Consider the following 23080-nt stretch of genomic DNA (forward strand, 5'->3'; position numbering starts at 1 on the left):
CCCCTCACAGCAGGTGCTCGGCCAGCAGTTGAACGGTCCTCTCCCGGTTTCTAGCCTGCTCCATGGGGTCGCCAGCATATGCCCCCGCGACAGGACTGATCATTAGCTCATTCGCCCCGACCTCTCCCGCGAGATTGAGGAGGCGCTTCGACACCGTCTTGGCGTCACCTACGAACAGGAATGGCTCACCCATGTTGCGGTGCGCTACCTCGGCTGCGGTCCAGGCGTAGCCCTCTAGCTCTTCTACTGGGCGCTGCGGTTCCATCTTGCCCCCGGTGCGCAGTCGCGCGCTCTGCAGCCTGTAGGCGAGGGCGAGCCGCTCGGCCTCATCAGCGGTTTCCCCCACCACCACGTTCACCGGAATCAGTGTGGTCGGCTCTGGGAACTGGTCGGACGGGTGGTAGCTATCCCGGTAGATCTGCAGGATCTGCGCCATGCCGGGAATGCCAAAGTGGTTGGCAAAGACGTAGGGCAGCCCCATCTGAGCCGCCAGCTGGGCGGAGTGTGCCGAGGAGCCCAGCAACCACAGGTCCACTGCTGAGGTTGGGGCCGGAGTGGCCTGGATGTCATAGCGCCTGCCGCCGACATCGAGGGCAACCGCTTGTCCAAGTGGGGTTACTCCGGAGCCCAGCATCTCCCTCAACAGGGTGACGTCATTGGCGTAGTTCTGTACGCCGTCCCCGGGAAGTCCCTGGCGCAGAATGGCAGCGGTGAGCTGGTCACTGCCGGGGGCTCGCCCGAGCCCCAGGTCGATCCGACCGGGATACATCGCCGCGAGCAGCGCGAACTGCTCCGCAACGGAGAACGGGGCGTGGTTCGCCAGCATCACGCCGCCGGATCCAAAGTGAATCTGTTCCGTCCCTTCTGCGAGATAGGGGATCAGAACCGCGGGCACCGTCGACGCGATGGGATCAATATTGTGGTGCTCTGCCACCCAGTAGCGCGTGTAGCCCAGGCGGTCTGCAAGGCGGGCAAGCTGGCGGCTGGACTGCAGTGTCTGGGCTGTCGTCTGCCCGCTGCGAAGTGGAATGAGGTCGAGAATACTGAGCTTGATGTCTGTCATTCCCCCAGCGTATCCAGCCTTCCCCAGAGCTGCTCCGGGGCTTAGCTACCAGCCGAGCAGGTAGTCGACTCTCTCATGAAACCACTCCCGTCCTCACATGTTCTTCACATATTCACCTGGAATGTTGGTGCCCAACACAATCGAAAAGCAGCGAGATATTTGGAGTGACTGTGGACTGGACATTTCTAGTAGCCGACCTGGTGCTGATCAGCATCCTGGTTCTGGGTCTCTATCGTCGTCGTCACGGGCGCAAAGACCTGGTCATTGCACTCTACGGGTCAAATGTTGGCGTGATGATCGTGGCATTTGCTCTGCAGGATGTCTCTGCGACCACTTCGGTTGGGGTTGGCCTGGGACTCTTCGGCGTTCTCTCCATCATCCGTCTGCGTTCGACTGAACTGGAGCAGTACGACGTAGCCTACTACTTCTCCGCCCTCGCCATGGGACTGCTGGCCGGGCTTAACGTCGGAGTCTGGTGGGTTTCCTGTGGTCTTATGGCCCTGCCTATTCTGATCCTCGGCCTGGTTGACTCGCCCCACTTCATGCCCGGATCTCGCCGCCAACGCGTCACCCTGGACGAAGCAGTGTGCCGTGAGGGCCTGCTGCGAGCACAGCTCACCGAGATCCTCCAGGCGCAGGTGACCCAGATCAGCGTGGTCCAGACCGACCTCGTCCAAGACAAAACGATTGTCGATGTCGTCTACAGGGTCAACCCCAGGACGGTCGAGAAGCAATCTGCACCAGCCAGTGGATACTCACCCGATGTGGTGAGCCATGCCTGACCAACTTGATCTTGCAGCTTGGGAGTTACCGCCCGTTAGCCTGGACGAACTCAACGCCGAGGCCGCACTTCAGACCCGTCATGACCGCAAGTACCTGCTGAACGCGAACGAAGCTCTGCACCTGCTGCGTTGGATCGCCTCCGACGAGCGCATCGATAACCCCCGGGTCGTGGAACACCTTTGGCTCCGCTCCCACAACTATGCCTCCACCTACTTTGATACGTCCTCGTTGCAGTGCTACCGAATGGGCCTGCAGCGTTCTCCCCATCGGTTCAAGGTCCGCAGCCGCACCTACGTTGACTCCGCGGTGACGTTCCTTTCAGAAGCACACCCCGGGTGGGACACATGTCGAAACATCATTGACGGTGCAAGACGGCAGTTTGGCGGTACTTAGAGTCGCCAATGATGGGCCTTCTATTAGCCCTGAACTGCAGGAAAGAGTCTTCGACAGGTTCGTCCGCTCAGACTTGGCACGATCCACCCTGCAGGGCTCAACCGGACTTGGCCTCTCAATAGTCCGTTCTGTAGCCCGGACCCACGGGGGAGACGCCTCTGTTGGCACCGAGGGATCGTGGACCATTTTTGAGCTAACTCTGCCTCTGTCCCGAAAGGGCGGATCGACCACCTAGTCGGGATCGCTGGGGTCGAGTGGAGCATGGTGATCCAGCTCAGCCACCCCCTGCTTCCAGTACCCCTGTGCGTCCATATGCACCTTCGGTAGGTTGAGTTCACGGCGCAGGTAGCGACGCAGCGGCGCAATGAGACCCGCTTCCCCCGCGAGGAACACAAAGGTGCCCTCGTCAAAGCTCAGTCCCCGCAGCTCATCCGCTACCTCTTCGGCCCTACCCTCACCTGCAAACCAGCGCAGATCTGCCGGCAGATCATCGGGGAAGTAGGCGAAATCCTTCGGGTTCGCAGCTACCAGAAGCGCTGTCACCGGAACCGAGGTAGGAGTTCCATCAATCCAGCGCAGAGCAGCTGAGAAAGCCGACTCATCAGCGACAATCACCATGCTTCTGATGTTGTCGGGAGGCAGATGTGAACCTCGCGGACCAGCTACAGCGAGCTGATCCCCCTTCTCAGCACGCGCTGCCCAAGCGGAGGCAGGGCCCTTATCCCCATGGAGAACGAAGTCGATGTCCAGCTCCCCCGATTCACTTCGATACTCGTGAGGCGTGTAATCGCGAGCGATTATCTCTCCCTCTTCGGGGCGCCGGATTCCTTCAGCCGTGACAACCGGGGTCGTCAATGTGCCCGATGCGTCGGGAAAGAAAAGCTTGACGTGATCGGCCGGACCAAGGGAGGTAAAACCGGCTAGCTCATCCCCCACCAGCGTGATCCGTACCAGGTGTGGGGTGAGTTGGGTCTTTCGCGCCACCTCGAGGTGACGAACTGCAAGCGGGTGACGGACTCGTTCGCGGGTAATAGAAGAAGCAGCTTCAGGCACACCGGTTCCTTTCAGAAGACGCAGGGAGAAGAACCCTGGAGGGCTGGAGGCCGAAGCCTGCCCGGAAAGTATTAGGTAAGCATAACCTAACCTAATTCTTCAGTGCCTTTTTGAGCGCAGACCCTCGCATCTCAATACGACAAGACGGAAAGGAATCTACTTCGACCATCGGAAGACGGGGAGCAATGCAAGGCAACTTCGTCGACGCCTCTGCAGGCTTACTGGTGAGGCGCCACGCCACAACTGTGCCCTCGATACGATTCGAACGTACGACACCCACTTTAGGAGAGTGGTGCTCTATCCCCTGAGCTACGAGGGCGGGAAAAGCAGGATTCATAATACCCCACCACCCAGTGCATCATTAATCAGGGTAGCGAGGAGATGATCACGCACCTTCGGAGAGCATGCGCCACTCCCCTAGCGGCGCTCCCAAGCCTGGGCCGGCCCTGGGTTCCTATCCCGGTGGCGCGAAGGGACTGTCATCACCGGACAGGTCGAGTGGTGCAGAACCGTCTGGGAGGTTGAGCCGAGCAGCATTCCTGCGAACCCGCCCCGTCCACGAGTACCAACCACGACAAGATCAACAGCCGTCGAGAATTCTGTCAGCAGTGCCGCGGGGCTGCCGTCGAGGGCATGCCTTGCCACCCGCACCTCACGATCCTCAACCGCATCAGCAATAGCCGCATCCAAACTTGCCATTACTTCGGCCATCATGCTCTGACGGTTGATTGCGGGGGGAACCCATCCCATCATTCCCCCACCCGTTGCGATGGGAATGGCTGTGACAACTGTCAGGTCAGCGTCCCACAGGACGGCCTCATCAACCGCCTTCTTCAGCGCACTGGAGGCCATATCTGAGCCATCTGTTCCCACAACGATACGACGCACCGGAAGGAACGGCTTTCCAGACCTGTGAGGCGGAACCACGACAACAGGGCACCTGGCATGAGCAGGAACCGACGAGGAAACCGAACCTAGAAGACGATCGGCAAAACCGCCCCCACCCTTGGAGCCAATGACGACCAAATCGGCCTTATCTGACAGCTCGACGAGGACCGAGGACGGATCACCAACCTCCACCTGGGTCGTGACCGGGACTCCCGAAGGGACTGCCACGGCGGCCGCGTCTTGAACAACCCTTTCAGCCCCGAGCCGCAGTGCGGCATCATCCATCACAGCTAGACCACCATCGAGGGCGGCTGCGGAGTACGAGGCGATGGCATATGCACAGACGATCCTCACCGTGGACTCCGTGCGTTCAGCATGGGCAACCGCCCACCTCACAGCATCAAGTGCCTCATCGGATCCGTCGACACCGACCACTAGTTCTTGGATGTGTGCCATCGCTACTTCGCCCCTCAGGTTTTTGCCACTGCACGGTTGTGCACATACCCCCATTCTGCCCCAAGTGGTACCCGTCACAAAGTCGAAACCGCAGGTGCCGGTCGATGCAGATGACTTAAAAGCAAACGTGCCAGGTAGTTACCCGGCACGAGTGCTCATTCACAAATCGCAGACGCGAAAGGACCGCCTTAGATTCGCGAGAAGTAGTAGGAGCCCCAGAGGCCACTGACCTTAACGCCCGTTTCAGGGGTGGAGGCGTGGACTACCATTCCATTGCCAATGTAGATGGCAATGTGGCTGTCTCCCCAAACCACGAGGTCACCGGGCATAGCTTCTGCAGCCGAAATAACCGTGCCCGCCCGACCCTGGTCACCAGAGATACGGGGCAGACTAATGCCGTGCTGCGCAAAGACGTGGAGGACGAAGCCCGAGCAGTCGAAGCCTGCAGGTGAGCTGCCACCGTAGACGTAGGGGTAACCCACGTACTGCATAGCAGTTTCAACAATGGAACCTGCCGCCTGCGGAGGCGCAGCGGTGTAGGTCTGCTCTTCGTAGCCGCGATCGTAGTCACGATCAGCTGCTACATCTTCCTGGACGACCTCAACGACCTCTTCGACTACTGGCTCTGCAGCAGTCGCAGCCACCTCATCACCCGGTTCCCACTCCACGTCCAGGGACACGAGGGTTGCCGAGTCGGTTGCTTCAAGGTTGGAGACAAAGTCATCCGAAGGCTTGGTGGGGACTGTCGAAGCCAGGGGACCTGCAAAAGCGGTACCTGCAATGGTGGCCGTCAGTGCAACGCCGGTAGCGGATGCCACCGCTACACCCTTCTTCGGAAAGCCGCTCGATACGAAAGTATCGGTAACAGCAGATAGCGGTGTGCTGGTCTTTTTAGCACTGCGGTGACGCGGTGCGAATTTTGTCGCTGTCAATCAAAATCTCCCGTGTGAGCCTGCGAGGTTAGCTGTCGGATTAGAAACGGAACGTCCTGTCCTCCGAAGAGGACTTCACCCCAAGATCTTGCGATCAGTTGTGGGTCCCCCACTCTGCGTCTTCATTTTCTAGTCATCAAAACGACGCAGATTCGGCTGCTTTGATGACGGATCATCGGAGGAATCCGATTCACCTTCTAGAACCCTAGGGGAGGGACCCCCATTTGTCACGTAATGATCACGAAACTTTTCTCACAGACCGGGGATGTCTGCTACCACAAAGAAATGTGGGACAAAAGTCCGGGGTAGCGAGACGGGTTGCCCGGGCAAAATACCCTCTTCTTCTCCCGTACCAACCCTGACAGCAATGACATCCAGCGCTCCACCACGGTCCCGCAGCACCACTCTGCTTCCCGGCCTGATCTGCGTCCGGTCGAGCTGCCCCAGCAGGATCGCTTCCGCCTGGATGGGTTCTCCGATTCGGGAGACCGTGACCTCTACTGGCCCGTTGTATCGAGACACCACAACCTCGGCAGACTCTTCACCGCGCACCCCCCGCCCGAGGCCTGGAACCGGGTTCCCATACGGATCGATTGTCGGGTCTCCGAGAAGTCTTACCAACTGCTCCTCTACCTTCGCTGACATGACGTGCTCCCAGCGGCAGGCTTCATCATGGGCGTCAACCCAATCCATCCCAATGACGTCAACCAGGAGCCGCTCAGCCAGGCGGTGCTTCCTCAACACGTGCCGGGCCTGTGTGCGCCCCACGGGTGTCAACTCAAGCTGCCTGTCCGCACGGACAGTCACCAGGCCATCACGCTCCATGCGCGCCACTGTCTGTGACACGGTGGGCCCGGAATGCCCGAGTCGTTCAACGATTCTGGCCCTCAGGGGGACAATTCCGTCCTCCTCAAGCTCCAGGATCGTCTTGAGGTACATCTCTGTTGTGTCAATAAGGTCAGCAGACACTGGTCCCCCTCACAAGTTCCACACACTGTTGCCCACGATACCGCCCGTCCGCGTCCCGGCGCCCCGTGAATGAAGAGGTGAAACTAACTAGCCTTGGCTCCATGACAAACACGGCGCCTTTCCCAGCACACCTTCTTCCCGGCGACGGGCGTTTTGGTTCGGGCCCCTCTCGAATCCGCGACGAGCAGATGAAGGTGCTTTCCCAAGCCAGCGAAATGGGAACCTCCCACCGCCAGGCACCGGTAAAGGCCCGGGTTCACTCGATCAAAGAGGGGCTCCGGGAACTATTTTCTATACCGGAAGGTTATGAAATTGCCTTCGGGATGGGTGGGGCAACGGCATTCTGGGCAGTGGCTACCACCTCCCTGATCCACCGCTCGGCTCACGCAGCTGTCTGTGGTGAGTTCGGGGCCAAGTTCGCCGCGGACATTGCCGCAGCCCCCTGGGCTTCAGTTGATGTCACGGAAGCCCCCGCCGGTCAGTTGGCGCTCATCCCAGGGGATGCTCCGCCTGCCGACACCTACGTCTATGCCCAAAATGAAACCTCGACGGGAGTGGCCTCTCCCCTCTACCGCGTCGGCTCCTCCCCCTCACTCACCCTCGTGGATGCCACCTCAATCGCCGGTGCAACCGAGGTCGCCTGGGACGAGGTCGACGCCTACTACTTCTCTCCCCAGAAAGCCTTCGGATCCGAGGGCGGACTGTGGGTCTCTGTACTCTCACCCGCCGCTGTTGACCGAGCCGAGCGTTTAGCCGGGGCGAAAGACCGCTACATGCCGTCGTTTCTCAACCTGGCGGAGGCCCTCAAGCAGTCTCGTCTGGATCAGACCCTGAACACCCCGGCCATCGCCACCCTCGTCCTCTTCGATGAACAGGTGAAATGGATGTTGGAAAGTGGTGGAATCAAGGCCATGCAAGCCAGGGCCCACGCCGGGTCAACCCTGATCCAAGACTGGGCCACCGAGCGCCCGTTTGCATCACTGTTCGTCAAAGAACCCCAGTGGCTCTCCCCGGTGACCACCACGGTTGATTTCGCTCCCGACATTGACGCGGACACCCTTGCCAAGAACCTTCGCCAGGTGGGGGTGGTGGATATCGAAGGCTACCGAAAGCTGGGGCGCAATCAGCTGCGCTTCGCCTCGTTCCCCTCGATCCCCACCGAAGACATCCAAGCCCTACTGAACTGCCTGGACTGGATGATTGAGGGCGAGCTCCACTAGTCCTTGAGCTCTTCGACCTCGGTCTCGGCCTCAACCTGTTCGGCGAGTGACCCCGTCTCTTCGGGTGAGAGTTGAACGGGGATCGGTCCGAGTGGGATCTCGGGAACCACCAGGCGGGGGGCGAAGCGGCGCCCCTCCCAGGACAGTCGGATCTTCCAAACAAAGAAGCCCCACAGAGCTGCGATCAATGCGGTCAGAATCGAGGCAATGGCACCGACACCCATTGCCCAGCGGGCTCCCCACTGCTCACCAATCCAACCAATCAGGGGCGCCCCAATGGGGGTGGTCCCGAGAAAGATCATCGAGTAGATCGCCATGACACGGCCGCGGAACTGAGGCTCTGTCGAAATCTGCACCGCGGCATTGGCCGAAGAGATCAGGGTCATCGAGAGCACGCCGGTTGGAATCGCAAGAAGAAGGAACGCCGCGTAGCTCGGAGCCAGGGACAGCAGTCCGAGGAAAGCACCGAAGAGAAGACCCGCACTAACAATGAGACGAAGACGAGGGTTGTTGTGGCGTGCCACCACCAGCGAGCCGGACACCGCACCGATGGCAAGGAAACTACTCATCAGGCCGTAACCACCGGCGGGAATCCCGTAAACCTCAGTTGCCATCAGCGCCGAAGTGATCTGGAAGTTGAGCCCGAGACAGGAAATGACACCCATTATCGTGAGGATGAGGATGATGTCCTTACGCCCACGAATGTAATCAAAACCAGCCTTGAGCTGCCCCTTTTCGCGCTCTACCTTCGGGGGTGTCGAAAGCTCGCTCGGCCTCATCAATGCCAACGTTAGGACCGGAACAAGGAAGAGGGAGGCGTTCACGATGAAGACCCAACCGGGTCCGACAGCGTCGATGACGAGGCCGGAGACAGCCGGGCCGATCAGTCGTGCTGAGTTAAATGCAGTTGAGTTCAGCGCAACCGCGTTCGGCAGCATATGTACGGGAACCAGTTCGGAGACAAACGCCTGGCGAACCGGGTTGTCAAATGCACCGGCCGTTCCCCCGAGGAACGCAATTAAATAGACCATCCACAGCTCTGCGGTTCCGGTCAGAACCAGGATGCCGAGGATCAGTCCACAGAGCGCAACCAGCGACTGGGTGATCTGCAGGAGGTGTCGACGATCCATGCGGTCAGCCACCACCCCGGCCCAGGCCGAGAAAAGGAGAATGGGGGCAAACTGCAGGGCCGTAACAATGCCCAACTCGAGGCCGCCGCCCTGCGTGAGTACGGTCAGAACCAACCAGTCCTGGGCCACCCGCTGCATCCACTGTCCGGATGAAGCAAACACGTTGCCCGTAAACCACAGCTTATAGTTGTGGTAGCTCAGTGACTGAAAGGTCTTACTCACGAAGAGCGGCGCCCCCTTAGGTGGTTTCGATCAGCCGCCAATCACGGCCTGGATTGGACCCAGCGCGAAGTACACAACAAACATAGCGGAGACCGCCCACATGACGGGGTGAATGAACTTCGCTTTTCCGCGCGAGACCTGAATAACTGTATAGAAGACGAAGCCTGCTCCGATACCCGCTGTGATTGAGTAGGCGAAAGGCATCATCGCAATCGTGAGGAAAGCGGGGATGGCGTACTCAACATCCGTCCACTTAATTTCGGTGACCTGGGTCATCATCAAGAAGCCCACGAAGACCAGGGCCGTCGAGGCTGCCTCAGCGGGAACGAGAGCCGCGAGTGGCGCGAAGAACATCGCCACGAGGAACAGTGAACCCGTGACAACCGAGGCCAAACCTGTCCGAGCGCCCTCACCCACACCCGCTGAAGACTCAACGTAGGCCGTGTTCGAAGAGACCCCACCCAGTCCACCGAAAATGGCTCCGAGAGAGTCGATCACCAGGATTGCGCGGGACCGCTCCGGGAAACCCTGCTCATCAAGCAGCTTGCCCTCTGAACCCACGGCAACCATCGTGCCCATGGTGTCGAAGAAGTCCGCCAGCATCAGAGAGAAGATCACCAGGAGGACGGGAAGGATACCCAACTTGGAGAATGCCCCAAAGAAGTCAATCTGGAACAGAGTGCCGAATGAAGGGAGCTGAACTGGTGAACCCTGAAGCTGAGGAATCGTCGACATCCACCCACCGGGCGTCTCCTCTGCAACCGCAGGAATCTTGGCGATGGCCTGGACCACGAGCGCCGCAATCGTCGCAATGGTGATGCCGATGAGGATTGCGCCCTTTACCTTGCGGGAGTAGAGGATAACGATCGAAACCAAACCGATGACGAACACCAGGGCTGGCCAACCGATTAGTGAACCATTGACTCCCAGCTGAACCGGGGTTCCACCGGGCCGGACGATGCCCGCGTTGACCAGACCAACAAATGCAATGAACAGTCCGATGCCAACCGAGATTGCTGAACGGAGCTGGCGTGGAACCGCACGGAACACCGCTTCACGGAAGCCAGTGAGGACAAGGAAGAGGATGAGGACACCCTCCCAGAACACCAGACCCATGGCCTCCTGGTAGGTCAGACCGAGGCCGAGGCCGAGGTTGAAGGCAACCAGCGCGTTGAGGCCCATTCCCGCGGCCATTGCCATCGGGAAGTTCGCGAAGATACCCATGAGAACGGAAAGGATGCCTGCGACGAAGGCGGTGCCCGTTGCAATCGCGGCGATGGTGATATCGGTGCCCTCCGTGTTGGCGGAGAGAATCGCTGGGTTGAGGATCAGGATGTAGGCCATGGTGATGAAGGTGACGACGCCACCTCGCACCTCTTGGGTCACCGATGATCCACGGCGTGACAGTTGGAAGAAATTGTTGAGGAATCCGGATTGCTCGACTGATGGTTTCTGCGACTGTTGCTGTTTTTCAGCTACCTGTGTGTTCACTTGCCCCAGTGTGTCTTGAGGGTGCGCAAAGGATCCCGGTGGTCCCGCACCGTGGGCAACCGGGGATCAGCTGGTATAATGGGGGAACCCCAATTTCTAGGTGACCTGGCACCGAGGCCGAATCAGACCCAGACCTTTCCGCTCTATTACGCGGAACCTTCGCTAAAACTCTTCGAAGTCGATCAGGTCGTCATTCACCCGTGAATCGACAATTGGCCACTGTGAACGCTCCTGGGGCTGATCTGTCTCAGAATGAGCGCCGCAGGAATGATCGAGTGAAACCACTGATCCGTCGTCCGGGGACCACTCGTTGCCGCACACCCCAAAGAGGGTTCCCAGGGAGCCCTGCATTTTGATCAGGAACCCACAGCTGGCACACATCGCATTGGGTTTGACGCCAGGAACTGCACCGTGGGGTGAGTCGTACCAGCGGTCAGCCGCCAGATCGAGGCCGTACTGGGACAGGACTCGCTTGCGTCCGTGTCCCATTTCTTCGATGCCAACCAGCTCGGCCTCATCGGAGTCGACCTCTTCGAAACCATTCTGAAGACGAGCGTCATTGGCGTCGTAGGGAAGGATGTCAGAGCGGGAGATATCCCCCGGCTGAAGGCGATCGCGCCAGGGAATCCAGGCGGGGGCAAGACGGACATCGGGTCCCGGGGCGAGGTCGATTTCGCAAACCGTGGCCTTGCGCGAACGCGGCGCACGACCGAGGGTGACCTCCCAGTACCAGCCCGGGTACCCCTCATCCAGACAGTTAAAGCGGTGGGTCGCCAGACGATCCCCCACCATTCGAACTCCGGCGTGCTCTCCGATAGAGCCCTCACGGGCCACCGTCAGCGCTGCTTCACGAGCAATGCTCACGGCGTCCATAAGGACCGCGTCCTTACGCCAGGCACGATTGCGCTTAGCCCTCTCGGCCATGTCTACCAGTGGCGCCTCGACATCTACAGCCGGCACCTCTCTAGGAAGGCTCGGCTCTTGGGCTTCAGGGGCGTCTGGTGAGCCTGCTTCTTTAGGCATTAAAGTCCTCTGCAACTACGTGGAGCAGTTTTGCAATCTGCTGGGAGTTTGCGGGGTAACGCCCCCTGCGAAGTGAGTCCGAGGAGTTGTCCAGCAGCTTAATGAGATCTTCGATAAGTGGAACCATGTCCTGCGGCTTACGTCGCTGGGCTCGAAGAATCGAAGGCTGATCGATTATCTTCACAGAGATGGCCTGAGGACCCCGGCGACCGTCCGCCACCCCGTACTCAACACGGGTGCCGGGCTTTGGAGCCGGGTGATCAGCGGGCAGAACGGAGGCGTGCAGGTACACGCGCGCACCGTCGTCACCAGCGATAAATCCAAACTGGCGATCAACGTCAAAGAACTTCACTTTGCCGGTTGGCACTGCTCTCTCCCACATCTCGATGTTTACCCTCCAGCGTGATGCTGGGTTAATCCATTCTACCGGGTTGTGCAACCTCGAGCATTCCAGTCGGCTTTGCGCGGAAGCATGTTCATTTGCAGTTTTTGGAGAGAGGCTCGGTTGTGTCGGATCCTCTCGGTAGTATGGGTTCAATCCTGGAAACAGTGACCTGGCGCACCTCGCGCAAGGCGGTAAATGGAAAGCATAGGCGGGCCGGACGAAGTGAAAACTGGTGAAGCAAAGAGCTCCTTCAAGGACCAGCGACGGGGGTGGATGGTTACAGTCATCGCCCTTCTAACCGCGCTATTCATGGCATCCGGGTTGACCATGTCTTCCGCTGCAGCAGCTACGCCCGCTCCGGGATCCGTCCCCTCTCTGCTGCCGACAACCAATCCCATGCCCCTGACGGAACCCGTTACCGACCCCTCGAAGTTCCTCTCAACGGCAGAGGCGGGGGCTATCCGGAACGAGATTGCACTGGTTGCGAGCCGCGGGATCAACACCTACGTCGTCCTCGTCCCCGATTTCTCCGGGTACGACCCAACTGACTGGTGCTCGCAGGCGGGGAACCAGTCTTCACTTTCCGGGGACTCAATAATCTTCGCCCTCGCGTACGAAGAGCGGGACTCCTCTTGGTGCACGAACATCTCTGAGGGATCTGAGGTCATCAGGGACCGGGATATCGACCGGGCTTGGGACGACGCACTCTCCGTGGCGGGTCAGGTCGATCCGATGGACGGGGCCACAGCTTCCGAGGCCGCGGTAACATTCGTGTCCGGGATTGGCGACTCCATCGGCTCGGGATCATCCGGGGGGTCATCCGAGGGCGGGGGCAGCACGTTCCTTGGATTCATCATTTTCGCCCTGGTCATCGGCCTCCTTGTTCTGATCTTCACCCGAAAGGGCAGGAAGAAAAAGGCCAGACTCAAGAATGCAGGTATGTCGGCCCCGGGTGGCCCCAAGGCTCAAGAAGAGCGGATTGGCGCAGCCCAGCAGCAACTGCTCGCCGCAGACGAGCTCCTTCGTTCAGCAGCAGATGAGGTCCAGTTCGCCCGGGCAGAGTTCGGCTATGCGCAGGCTGACACTCTGGACGCAGCCGTGCAGACCGCACAGCAGGCTGTCGCACAGTCATTCCTCCTGCTTCCCAAGCTGCAGGACCCGATCCCCTTGAATGAAAAGGCGCAGGTAGCAGACCAGATTCTTCGGACTATTGCCCAGGTCATGCCCCCTGTTCAACAGGCACAAGCTGAACTCAAGCAAATGCGGGACAGTCAGACCAACGCGGATCAGAGACTCTTTGACCTAGAGGCGCGGCTCAATGAGGCGCAGTCGCAGGTTCAACGCAGTAGGCAAACCCTTCAGGACCTCCAGTTGCGCTTCACCCCCACCCAGCTGCAGTCCCTCCAGAACCAGCCAGCACAGGCCGAGGCTCTGATTGGGGCTGCACGCCGCAACTGTGATGAGGCCCGGTCACTGCTTACCTCTGACCGCGGCGCCGCGGTTGAGTCACTTGATCGCGCCACCACCCAGCTGCAGTCGGCGCTGGCTGCCCTCAGTGCCGTTAACACAGCAGAGCAGACCATTTCACAGTCAAACCAGGTCCTCGGTAACGCCATTGCCTCCATTACTGCCGACCTCGACGACGTGACACGCCTAGCGGCGAACCAGGGCAACTTCCAGTCTCTGGTTCGGGATGCCCAGGCGGCGATCCAGGCCGGGCAGGCTGCCCGCAATGGCCAGGGTGATCCCCTGTCTGCGATGCAGCAGCTGCGGAATGCAGAGGATGCCCTCGACCGGGCTCTTGCCCCACTCCGTTCGGCCAACGACCAGCGGGCCCGCGGCGTTTCGCTGGCTGCCGAGCGTGTCATGGCTGCCCAGACCATGGTCTCGCAGGCAGAGGCAATGCTCTCTGCCAACCGCTCCTCCGGAAGCATGCAGGCCCGCACCTCACTTGCCAACGCCCAGGCACAGTTGGCTCAGGCACGCAGTCTGCAGCAGAGTGACCCGCAGGCCTCAATCAATGCCTCAAACGCCGCCCTGGCAGCTGCTCAGAACGCCATGAACTCCCTCCAGTACAGCCAGCCCCAACCGGTGAACTACCGCTCCACGGGAAACAACTCGCTACTCTGGGGCGTCCTTCTTGGCCAGATGCTCGGAGGCGGGGGTTCGAACCGCGGGGGTGGCTTCGGCGGCAGCGGAGGCGGATTTGGCGGCAGCCGAGGCGGATTTGGCGGAGGATCTCGTGGCGGCGGCAGCTTCGGCGGAGGATCTCGTGGCGGCGGAGGGTTCCGTGGCGGCGGGGGCGGCTTCCGTGGCAGTAGTGGAGGCGGGGGACGCGGCAAGTTCTAGGAAACACAAGAGAAACACCCATTAAAACGATCGTCCAAACCGGCGGGAAGTCCTCGCCAAAGATCAGAAAAGAGAAAACAGAATGACCCAGAAGCAATCAGTCTTTGGTCGCATGTCCCAGCTGTTGAAGGCAAATATCAACGCCCTCATCGATAAGGCAGAAGACCCCCAGAAGATGATCGACCAGCTCATTCGCGACTACACAAATGAGATCGCAGAAGCTGAGAAGGCAATCGCTCAGACCATCGGAAATGTCCGCCTTCAAGAGAAGGATCTTGAGACAGACCGTAAGGCTGCGGTTGAGTGGGGCTCGAAGGCCCTGGCCGCCTCGAACAAGGCAGATGTCGCTCGGGCCACAGGCAACGCTGCAGAGGCCGACAAGTGGGACAACCTCGCTAAGGTTGCCATTGGCAAGCAGATCTCCTTTGAAGAGCAGGCCAAGGTCATGGAGCCTTCGATCATTGCCCAGAATCAGACGGTTGAGCAGCTCAAGACCGGCTTGAATGAGATGAAGACGCGACTTTCCGACCTTAAGGTCAAGCGCGACCAGCTGGTAGCCCGGCACAAGACCGCTCAGGCACAGGCCCAGGTGGCTGACGCTCTCGGTTCTATCAACGTCATGGATCCCACCTCTGAGCTGGCCCGCTACGAGGATAAGGTGCGCCGCACTGAAGCCCAGGTCATGGGCCGCCAAGAACTGGCTACCTCATCGCTTGAAAGCCAGTTTGCGGAACTAGAGACCGACTCTTCGGTTCTTGAGGTTGAGGCACGCCTGGCGGCACTCAAGAACAAGAACGTCTAGCACCCACTTACTTGCGGGAACGCCAAAGGGGGCCGGTCAGTCGACCGGCCCCCTTCAGTGTCTAGAGAGAAGACAATCCTTCGGGACTACTTCACGTCCTCGTCAACCCAGTCCATCGACTTGGTGACAGCCTTCTTCCAGAGGCGGTAGGTGCGCTGGACCTCGCGCTCTTCCATGTCAGGCTTCCAGCGCTTGGCTTCCTGCCAGTTCTCGATGACATCAGCCTCACCGGCCCAGAAGCCCACTGCGATACCGGCTGCGTAGGCAGCACCGAGCGCGGTGGTCTCAGCGACAACGGGTGCAACCACATCGACACCGAGGACATCGGCCTGGAACTGCATCAGGGTGTTGTTGGCAATCATTCCGCCATCAACACGCAGTTCCTTCAGCTCAACACCTGCGTCAGCGTTCATCGCATCCAGAACTTCACGGGTCTGGAAAGCGGTGGCCTCAAGGGCTGCGCGAGCCAGGTGGCCCTTGGTGTTGTAGCGGGTCATGCCGACAATGGCGCCACGGGCATCATCGCGCCAGTAGGGGGCAAAGAGACCGGAGAACGCCGGGACGAAGTACACGCCGCCGTTGTCATCGACAGACAGCGCCAGCTCCTCAACCTCGGGGGAGGTCTCAATGATGTTCAGGTTGTCGCGCAGCCACTGGATCAGGGAACCAGCAACTGCAATCGAACCTTCGAGTGCGTAAACAGCCTTCTGATCACCGATCTTGTAGCAGAGCGTGGTCAGCAGACCGTTCTTGGAGAAGACGATCTCTTCGCCGGTGTTCATGAGCATGAAGCAACCGGTTCCGTAGGTGTTCTTCGCCATGCCGACCTCGAAGCAAGCCTGGCCAAAGGTTGCTGCCTGCTGGTCACCGAGGATGCCCGCAATCGGGATATCGGTGAGCAAACCCTGGGCGCGTCCGACTCCGTAGACTTCGGAGGAGGAGCAGATTTCAGGGAGCATCGACATCGGAATGCCGAAGTCTGCGCAAATGTCGGGCTCCCACTGCAGGGTCTCAAGGTTCATGAGCATCGTGCGGGATGCGTTGGTGACATCTGTCTTATGAACGCCACCGTCAACACCACCGGTAAGGTTCCACAGAACCCAGGTGTCGGTGGTACCGAACAGCAGGTCGCCCGCCTCGGCCTTTTCACGTGCTCCCTCAACATTGTCGAGGATCCACTTGATCTTGGTACCGGAGAAGTAGGTGGCAAGGGGCAGACCAACGCGGTCCTTGTACTTGTCCACGCCCTCGTCGCCAGCAAGCTCACGAACGATCGGGGCGGTGCGGGTGTCCTGCCAAACAATGGCGTTGTAGACCGGCTGGCCGGTGTTCTTGTCCCACACGACTGCGGTCTCACGCTGGTTGGTGATGCCGATAGCCTCGAGTGAATCCTTGTTGATCTCTGCGGCTACCAGGGCGTCCGCAACAACCGAGCGAACCGATTCCCAAATCTCTAGGGCATCGTGCTCAACCCAACCCGGGTTCGGGAAAATCTGCTCGAACTCTTTCTGACCCACACCGACGATCTCGCCGCTGTGGTTGAAGACGATGGCGCGCGAGGACGTTGTCCCCTGGTCGATCGCGAGAATGAACTTCTCAGTCATATGTTGATTCCTTCCACTTCCTTGTGAACTTTGGATATGTCAAAGGTGGGGGTCGAATCCGACCCCCACCTTCAGTTTGTTACAGCGGCAGTGCTGCGGTGATATCGATCGAGCCGAGGCCGAGCAGGTAGACAACGACGACAGCTACAACTGCACCAATGATCGGGCCAACAACGGGAACCCAGGAGTAGCTCCAGTCCGAGCCACCCTTGCCCTTGATGGGCAGAACGGCGTGTGCAACACGGGGGCCGAGGTCACGGGCCGGGTTGATGGCGTAACCGGTCGGGCCACCGAGGGAGGCGCCGATACCGACGATGATCAGAGCGACGGCCAGCGGACCAACCGAGCTCGGGGTGCCACCGGCAACCATGACGAAGACGATAAGAACGGCGGTGCCCATGGCCTCAGTAACGAGGTTCCAACCGTAGGAACGAACCTCAGGTGCGGTTGCGAAGACACCAAGCTTGAGAGCCGGATCGCAGTCCTGATCGAACTGCTTCTTGAAGGCCAGGTAGGCAAGAACAGCACCGACGAATGCACCGAGGAACTGGGCCACGATGTAGACGATGACGTTCTCGAAGTTGACCGCAACGGCGGTCTCGCTTCCGACTGCGGCACCGTTCAGGGTGACAGCAGGGTCAAACCAGTAGGCAACGACCTTGGCAATGGTGACCGCGGGGTTCAGGTGACCACCGGTCTTCCATGCTGCGTAAACACCGGCGAAGACTGCAAGTCCCCATCCGAAGTTGATCATCAGCCAGCCGCCACCGCGACCCTTGGACTTGGGCAACAGGTTCGTTGCCACAACGCCAGCACCGAGCAGCAGCAGCACTGCCGTGCCGAAGAACTCAGAGGCGAATACATCCCATAGATTCCACACTGTGCTGTGAACTCCTTTCGCGCCGTAGCGCATGTTGGTATTCGAGTCGACGTCCCACCGCATCGGTGCGGTGGGATCGCAAAGACTCAAATCTTATTTGCTGCGATCCTACATTGGATCGGCGTAAACGTATCAGACCTGTACGAAGGGCCTAACAGGTTCGACCATTCCTCGAATGGCCTGAGCATCCTTCTCCTCGGGCAGCTTCTGTGCCTGCCACACCGCCTCGCACGCATCCCTGTACAGGTCCATCTCGCGCTTCTTGGTGTCTTCGTCCCACCCGAGGTGCTCCGCCATGAGATCAGCGATCTCTGGCATCGCCGCAAGACCGGAATCTTCCTGTTCGTAAACCAGTCGAACCCGGTGTTGGAGGATATCCTCCAGGTGCAACGCACCCTCGTGCGTCATACCGAAGACTACATCCGCGCGCAGGTAATGCGGCGCATGTTCGAGGCGTTGCCCCAAGTCTGCCCGCTGATCGATCATATCGAAGATGACCTGGATATCGCTGCCGTAGCGATCCAGCAGGTCTTCAACCTGATCGACGGTCAATCCACGCTTCTCCGCGATTACCTCGCGGCTGTTCCACAGCGCAAAGTAGCCGTCGGCGCCCTCGAGCTGGGTCTTGGCCGTAACGGACGGGTGCTCCTTCGTGAAGTCTTCACCCATCGCGAAGTCAACAGCATCCTCAGCCATCTGACGGTAAGAGGTGAGCTTGCCACCCGCGATAGCGGTCATGCCTGGGGCGACCGTGGTCACGGTGTGCTCACGCGAGACCTTGGTCGACTGGCTTTCATCAAGGGTGCCCGGCTGCAGCAGCGGACGCAGTCCGGCAAAGGTTGAAACGATATCGTCCTTGGTCAGCGGATCCTTGAGGACGGAGTTCGCCTCTGCCAGCAGGTACTCGATGTCCGTTTCGTCTGCCACCGGATCACGGAAGTCCTCGTGGTAGGCGGTGTCTGTGGTTCCGATGATCCAGTAGTACTTCCACGGGATGATGAACAGAACCGACTTCTCAGTGCGCAGGAAAAGGCCGACCTCAGAGTCGATCTTTTCCTTCGGAATCACCAGGTGGATTCCCTTGGACGCAAGAACCTTCAAGCCACCGGTGGAATCGGCAAGCGCCTGGCTCTGCTCGGTCCACACGCCGGTCGAGTTGATGATGCGCTTGGTCTTGACGTGGAACGTCTCTCCGGTCTCAAGATCCAGGAGATCGGCACCATTCACATGGCCGACCTCATTCTTCGTGACCTTGACCATCTGGGTCCTGCTGGCCGCGAGGGCGCCGTAACGGACAGCCGTGCGAACCAGGGTGATAACCAGGCGTGAGTCGTCGACGCGTCCGTCGTAGTAGACGATCGATCCACGCAGGTAGTCGGGCTTAAGCGCCGGGCACAGCTTGAGTGATCCCTTACGGGTGTGGTGACGCTGCATAGGCACCGAACCCCTGTGAGCCCACTGGGCGAGGCCGTCGTACATGCCGACGCCGACTGCGGAGTACATGCGCTCGATGACCGGAATCTTCAGCGGCCACAGCAGCGGCTGGGCTTTAACCAGGTGGGGGGCATTCTGGGTCAGCAGCAAACCGCGCTCACGAAGCGACTCTGTGACCAGATGGAAGTCCAGCTGGTAGAGATAGCGCAGTCCCCCGTGGACCAGCTTTGAGGAACGCGAGGAGGTGCCGGAGGACCAGTCTTGGGCTTCAACGATGCCAACCCTGAGACCGCGGGTAGCAGCATCGAGGGCAATCCCGGCTCCGGTGACACCACCTCCAACCACAAGGACGTCGAGGACGTCACCTTGTGCCATGTCTTCGAGCGCTTCACTGCGCCCCTGTTTTGAGAGAACCGGACTAGCCACGTTGTCTTCTCCGTCTAACTAGGAATCTTGGACCTTGGTTCGGGTAGCAATGGTCCGGGCTAAGCGCCACAACGGGGAATGATTTCTGCCTGTTTCAGCGCCAGTGCCGTAGACCGTGTTTCCAATTATCCCCTGTCTGGATGGGTGTTCGAGTTGCTTGCACGAACGTGCAACTGAGACACTGAGGTGTGAGTATTCGACGCGAGCAGGCACACCTAGCAGCTTCTATGTATTACGAGCAGGGTCTAACCATGGACGCGGTGGCCCGACGTCTCGACGTTTCCAGGTCCTCTGTGTCCCGGCTTCTGGCTTTTGCCCGAACTTCCGGCATAGTTCAGATCCGGGTCTCAGCACCCCTGACCGAACCCGGGACCCTCTCGGCAGAGTTCCAGCGCCTCTTTGGGGTGCGAACCCTGGTGGTGCCGACGCTGGATGTCGACAGTCCAGCCACCAGGTTGAACGCGGTTGCATCCGTGGCTGCCAGTCGCCTCACGGAGCTCATGGGCCCCAACAAGACCCTCGGGGTGGCCTGGGGCAACACCGTCTCGGCTGTCATCAAGCACATCGCCCCCCACTCAATGCCCGGGTCCACCGTTGTGCAGCTCAATGGGGCGGCAAATGCCTTCGACTCGGGCACCCTCTACTCCGACTCCATCATTTCCGCCCTCGCCACCACCTTCGACTCATCAGCGGTTCACTTCCCCGTGCCCGCTTTCTTCGACTACGTCGAAACCAAGGAAGCCCTCAACAAGGAGCGCTCGATCCGCCGCGTCCTCGACGTCATCAACTCCTGCGACATCGCCCTCTTTGGGGTGGGAGCAATGGACCCCGCCATGCCCAGCCATGTTTACGCCGGCGGCTACCTCTCTGCTTCTGAACTTAGGGAAGCGCGCGAAGACGGGGTGGTGGGTGACGTCTGCACCGTTCTGATTCGGGAGGACGGAAGCACGGACATGCCCCTCAATGCCCGCGCCTCCGGACCCATTCCGTCCCAGCTCAAAAGGATCCCCACCCGACTCTGCGTCGTCTCCGGGAGCGCCAAGGTACCCGCCCTGCTCGGAGCCCTGCGTTCGGGAGTCCCCACCGACCTCATCATCGACTCCTCGGCCGCACGCGCCCTCATGCAGCGTCTTCGTGAGAAGGGTCGCTCAGAGGTCAAGACCTACTACTAGACGAACCCTGCCGAACCGCGCCAAACCGCTTCCAACTGGCGGTGTGATCATTGTCGTCGTGACGGCCGTAGTTCATACTGTTCGGGAAGGTTTCGCTATCCTCAATCCGAACCCACTTCGACCCGGAATCGGAGAGACCTGATGGCACCCGCGCAAGACGAGCTTTTTCAACTTCCCCCCGGCTTTCGGCGTCCCCGGGCACAGGTGATAATTCTGACCGGCCCCTCGGGGTCAGGAAAGACCTCCCTCTCCTCCAGGGTTGGTGTTCCTTCACTTGCCCTCGACGACTTCTATCGGGGGGACGATGAGGACGGTCTGCCGATGATCTCCGACAATATTGTCGACTGGGATGATCCGCGTTCCTGGAATGACGAGGCCGCTTTCGCCGCCGTCGCCCAGCTCTGTATCGAAGGCCAGGCTGAGGTCCCCATCTACGATATTCCGTCCAACCGTCGCACGGGAACCCGCACCATCACCCTCGGGCGTAACCGCCTCTTCATCGCGGAGGGCATCTTTGCTTCCGAACTGATTCCGCGCCTGATTGAAGAGGGGCTGATGGCGGATGCTATCTGCATCGCACGCTCCCCCCTGCGCAACGCCTGGTTCCGTTTCCTCCGCGATGTTGCAGAGGCCCGCAAACCTGTTCCCGTCCTCGTCCACCGAGGCATTCGTCTGGCGCGACAGGAGCCAAAGAAGATCCGTCAGTGGAAGTCGCAGGGGTGCAGGCCCGTTCCCTCACTTGATGCGGCTGAGGCCGACCTCAAGTTGCTCCACCACCGGTCTCGCTTGACTCAGCCGCAGGAGAGCCAGTCTCCCGCGGCCAAATCTGACAGGGGTTAGGAGCGGGGTTTCACTAGGGGGAAGAGGATAGTCTCGCGGATTCCCTCTCCCGTTAGTGCCATGAGCAGGCGGTCTAGACCCATGCCCATTCCAGCTGCCGGCGGCATGCCGTAGTCCATCGCCTCGAGGAAGTCCTCATCAACCGACATGGCTTCCGGATCACCGTTGGCGGCCGCCAGGGCCTGGGCGTGGAAGCGCTCCCTCTGGACCACGGGGTCGTTCAGCTCCGAATAGGCGGTGCCCAGTTCGAAGCCGCGAATGTAGAGGTCCCACTTCTCCGTCACACCCGGTGTGGAGCGGTGCCCCTTCACCAGCGGAGAGTTATCGGCAGGGAAGTCCCGCACGAAGGTCGGCAGGTACAGCTTGTCCCCCACCAGTGCCTCGAACAGCTCCTCGGCAATCTTGCCGTCAACGTAGTGGTCCGGGAAGCCCATGTCGAGGCCGTCGGCAATCTCTAGCAGCTTCTTCCTCGGAGTCAACGCCGTCACTTCGAACCCCAGGGCTTCCGAGAGGGAGCCGTAGAGCGAAATCTCGTTCCACTTACCCGAAAGGTCGTAGGTGGTGCCGTCGGGAAGCGGGATCTGCAGGGTCCCCATCGCATCCATGGCCGCGCGCTGAATCAGCTCTCGAGTCATGGTGGCGTAGGTGTCGTAGGTTCCGTAGGCCTCATACGCCTCAAGCATCGTGAACTCCGGGTTATGGGACGAATCAGCGCCCTCATTACGGAAGTTACGGTTCAGCTCAAACACCTTGTCGATACCGCCGATGAGGGCGCGCTTCAGGTACAGCTCCGGGGCAATACGCATGAAGAGGTCGATGTCATATGCATTCATGTGTGTCACGAAGGGACGGGCTGCTGCACCGCCGGCGAGCGTCTGCAGCATCGGAGTCTCAATCTCAATGTAGCCGCGTTCGTGAAGGAATGAGCGAACCGAATGCACCACCTGGGCACGCTTACGGACCATCTCGCGGGCCGAGGGACGCACTATGAGGTCCAGGTAGCGACGTCGCACCCTGGTGTCCTCAGCCAGCTCCGTAACCTCGCCCTCCTCGGTTTGGAACACCTTCGGGAGGGGACGCAGGGATTTGGTGGCCAGCTGCCACGCAGGTGTTTCTTCGTCTTCGCTGGGAGCCGCCATAATCGAGAGCTCACCGCGCCGAGAGGAGATCACGCGGCCGTGGACAAAGATGATGTCACCGAGGTCAACGTCACTCTTGTAGGCAGCCAGCGACTCCGCCCCCACCTCGCGGGCGGAGAGCATGACCTGCAGACGGTTACCCTCCCCGTCCTGAATGGTCGCGAAGCAGAGCTTGCCAGCGATACGCGAGAGAACCACACGGCCAGCCAGACCGACAATATCCTCGGTCTCTTCACCAACCTCAAGGTCAGCATACTGTTCACGCACCGCCGCAATAGAGGAGGTGATGGGCAGTTCAACCGGGTACGGGTTGACTCCGGACTCGATTAGGCGCTCACGCTTATCCGAGCGAATCTTGATCTGCTCGGGCAGGTCACTCGAAAAATCAGCTGTGGACGCGGGGCTTTCAACGTTGTTCATCACCCC

Annotated in this window: 21 protein-coding genes, 1 tRNA gene and 1 riboswitch; of the genes, 8 read left to right on the plus strand and 14 right to left on the minus strand. The window is 59.9% G+C overall.

Annotated features, from left to right (window positions below; all coding sequences use genetic code 11):
* Positions 1-4: 4 nt before the first annotated feature.
* Positions 5-1063, minus strand: a complete 1059-nt coding sequence (locus CS903_RS04070) for an LLM class flavin-dependent oxidoreductase (protein ID WP_099332292.1) — start codon at positions 1061-1063, stop codon at positions 5-7.
* A gap of 170 nt (positions 1064-1233) precedes the next feature.
* On the opposite strand from CS903_RS04070, the gene CS903_RS04075 reads away from it, so the two are divergent.
* From CS903_RS04075 to CS903_RS09695, 3 genes are read left to right on the plus strand one after another with little or no spacing between them, the layout of a single operon-like run.
* Entirely contained in the window at positions 1234-1845 is a 612-nt protein-coding gene (locus tag CS903_RS04075) for a DUF4956 domain-containing protein (RefSeq protein ID WP_099332293.1), read from the plus strand.
* Positions 1838-2239, plus strand: coding sequence for a VTC domain-containing protein (locus CS903_RS04080; RefSeq protein WP_099332294.1), 402 nt, complete (start codon positions 1838-1840; stop codon positions 2237-2239). The genes CS903_RS04075 and CS903_RS04080 overlap by 8 nt, the downstream gene beginning before the upstream one ends.
* On the plus strand, positions 2211-2474 hold the full coding sequence (locus CS903_RS09695) for an ATP-binding protein (protein ID WP_370737642.1): 264 nt from the start codon (positions 2211-2213) through the stop codon (positions 2472-2474). The genes CS903_RS04080 and CS903_RS09695 overlap by 29 nt, the downstream gene beginning before the upstream one ends.
* On the opposite strand, the gene CS903_RS04090 is transcribed toward CS903_RS09695, so the two are convergent.
* From CS903_RS04090 to CS903_RS04110, 5 genes are all read right to left on the minus strand, one after another.
* Positions 2471-3292 (minus strand): siderophore-interacting protein, encoded by an 822-nt coding sequence (locus CS903_RS04090; RefSeq protein WP_099332296.1) that lies wholly within the window; start codon positions 3290-3292, stop codon positions 2471-2473. The two genes, CS903_RS09695 and CS903_RS04090, sit on opposite strands and share 4 nt — an antisense overlap.
* A gap of 246 nt (positions 3293-3538) precedes the next feature.
* Positions 3539-3611 (minus strand) — tRNA-Arg (locus CS903_RS04095).
* Between the two features lie 98 nt (positions 3612-3709).
* The gene (locus tag CS903_RS04100; protein ID WP_099332297.1) at positions 3710-4636 is read right to left on the minus strand and encodes a universal stress protein; all 927 of its coding nucleotides are present in this window, start codon (positions 4634-4636) and stop codon (positions 3710-3712) included.
* A gap of 188 nt (positions 4637-4824) precedes the next feature.
* Complete coding sequence (locus CS903_RS04105) at positions 4825-5454, minus strand: C40 family peptidase (protein WP_242491753.1); 630 nt, start codon at positions 5452-5454, stop codon at positions 4825-4827.
* A 116-nt stretch (positions 5455-5570) separates the two neighbouring features.
* Positions 5571-5736: riboswitch (cyclic di-AMP (ydaO/yuaA leader) on the minus strand.
* Between the two features lie 84 nt (positions 5737-5820).
* Positions 5821-6537 carry a metal-dependent transcriptional regulator gene (locus CS903_RS04110; protein ID WP_277984871.1) on the minus strand — a complete coding sequence of 239 codons (717 nt, stop codon included), beginning with the start codon at positions 6535-6537 and terminating at the stop codon, positions 5821-5823.
* A 101-nt stretch (positions 6538-6638) separates the two neighbouring features.
* On the opposite strand from CS903_RS04110, the gene serC reads away from it, so the two are divergent.
* Entirely contained in the window at positions 6639-7757 is a 1119-nt protein-coding gene (gene serC / locus CS903_RS04115) for a phosphoserine transaminase (RefSeq protein WP_099332299.1), read from the plus strand.
* On the opposite strand, the gene CS903_RS04120 is transcribed toward serC, so the two are convergent.
* The 4 genes from CS903_RS04120 to CS903_RS04135 all read right to left on the minus strand — a co-directional run bounded on the left by CS903_RS04120 (position 7754) and on the right by CS903_RS04135 (position 11990).
* Positions 7754-9109, minus strand: a complete 1356-nt coding sequence (locus CS903_RS04120) for an MFS transporter (protein WP_099332300.1) — start codon at positions 9107-9109, stop codon at positions 7754-7756. The two genes, serC and CS903_RS04120, sit on opposite strands and share 4 nt — an antisense overlap.
* A 30-nt stretch (positions 9110-9139) precedes the next feature.
* Positions 9140-10609, minus strand: a complete 1470-nt coding sequence (locus CS903_RS04125) for an NCS2 family permease (RefSeq protein ID WP_099332301.1) — start codon at positions 10607-10609, stop codon at positions 9140-9142.
* A 153-nt stretch (positions 10610-10762) separates the two neighbouring features.
* Positions 10763-11623, minus strand: coding sequence for a DUF3027 domain-containing protein (locus tag CS903_RS04130; protein WP_242491754.1), 861 nt, complete (start codon positions 11621-11623; stop codon positions 10763-10765).
* Positions 11616-11990 carry a cold-shock protein gene (locus CS903_RS04135; RefSeq protein ID WP_099332535.1) on the minus strand — a complete coding sequence of 125 codons (375 nt, stop codon included), beginning with the start codon at positions 11988-11990 and terminating at the stop codon, positions 11616-11618. Before CS903_RS04135 ends, CS903_RS04130 begins: the two co-directional genes overlap by 8 nt.
* A gap of 240 nt (positions 11991-12230) precedes the next feature.
* Between CS903_RS04135 and CS903_RS04140 the strand changes: the two genes are divergently transcribed.
* Both CS903_RS04140 and CS903_RS04145 read left to right on the plus strand, forming a co-directional pair.
* Positions 12231-14357, plus strand: coding sequence for a TPM domain-containing protein (locus CS903_RS04140; RefSeq protein WP_099332302.1), 2127 nt, complete (start codon positions 12231-12233; stop codon positions 14355-14357).
* Between the two features lie 82 nt (positions 14358-14439).
* The gene (locus CS903_RS04145) at positions 14440-15159 is read left to right on the plus strand and encodes a PspA/IM30 family protein (protein WP_099332303.1); all 720 of its coding nucleotides are present in this window, start codon (positions 14440-14442) and stop codon (positions 15157-15159) included.
* 86 nt (positions 15160-15245) lie between these two features.
* Here the strand turns inward: CS903_RS04145 and glpK are convergent, their stop codons facing one another.
* The 3 genes from glpK to CS903_RS04160 form a co-directional block, all read right to left on the minus strand.
* Complete coding sequence (gene glpK, locus CS903_RS04150; RefSeq protein WP_099332304.1) at positions 15246-16763, minus strand: glycerol kinase GlpK; 1518 nt, start codon at positions 16761-16763, stop codon at positions 15246-15248.
* A gap of 79 nt (positions 16764-16842) precedes the next feature.
* Entirely contained in the window at positions 16843-17643 is an 801-nt protein-coding gene (locus CS903_RS04155) for an MIP/aquaporin family protein (RefSeq protein ID WP_242491755.1), read from the minus strand.
* 132 nt (positions 17644-17775) lie between these two features.
* Entirely contained in the window at positions 17776-19503 is a 1728-nt protein-coding gene (locus tag CS903_RS04160) for a glycerol-3-phosphate dehydrogenase/oxidase (RefSeq protein ID WP_370737643.1), read from the minus strand.
* A gap of 227 nt (positions 19504-19730) precedes the next feature.
* Here CS903_RS04160 and CS903_RS04165 point away from each other — a divergent pair, with 227 nt between their 5' ends.
* The gene (locus CS903_RS04165) at positions 19731-20675 is read left to right on the plus strand and encodes a sugar-binding transcriptional regulator (protein WP_242491768.1); all 945 of its coding nucleotides are present in this window, start codon (positions 19731-19733) and stop codon (positions 20673-20675) included.
* Between the two features lie 141 nt (positions 20676-20816).
* Complete coding sequence (locus CS903_RS04170; RefSeq protein ID WP_207203751.1) at positions 20817-21515, plus strand: uridine kinase family protein; 699 nt, start codon at positions 20817-20819, stop codon at positions 21513-21515.
* Here the strand turns inward: CS903_RS04170 and lysS are convergent.
* Entirely contained in the window at positions 21512-23074 is a 1563-nt protein-coding gene (gene lysS / locus CS903_RS04175) for a lysine--tRNA ligase (RefSeq protein WP_099332307.1), read from the minus strand. The genes CS903_RS04170 and lysS overlap by 4 nt on opposite strands.
* Positions 23075-23080: the final 6 nt, after the last annotated feature.

The organism is Actinomyces minihominis, from assembly GCF_900187855.1.
GTDB classification, from domain to species: Bacteria; Actinomycetota; Actinomycetes; order Actinomycetales; family Actinomycetaceae; genus Scrofimicrobium; species Scrofimicrobium minihominis.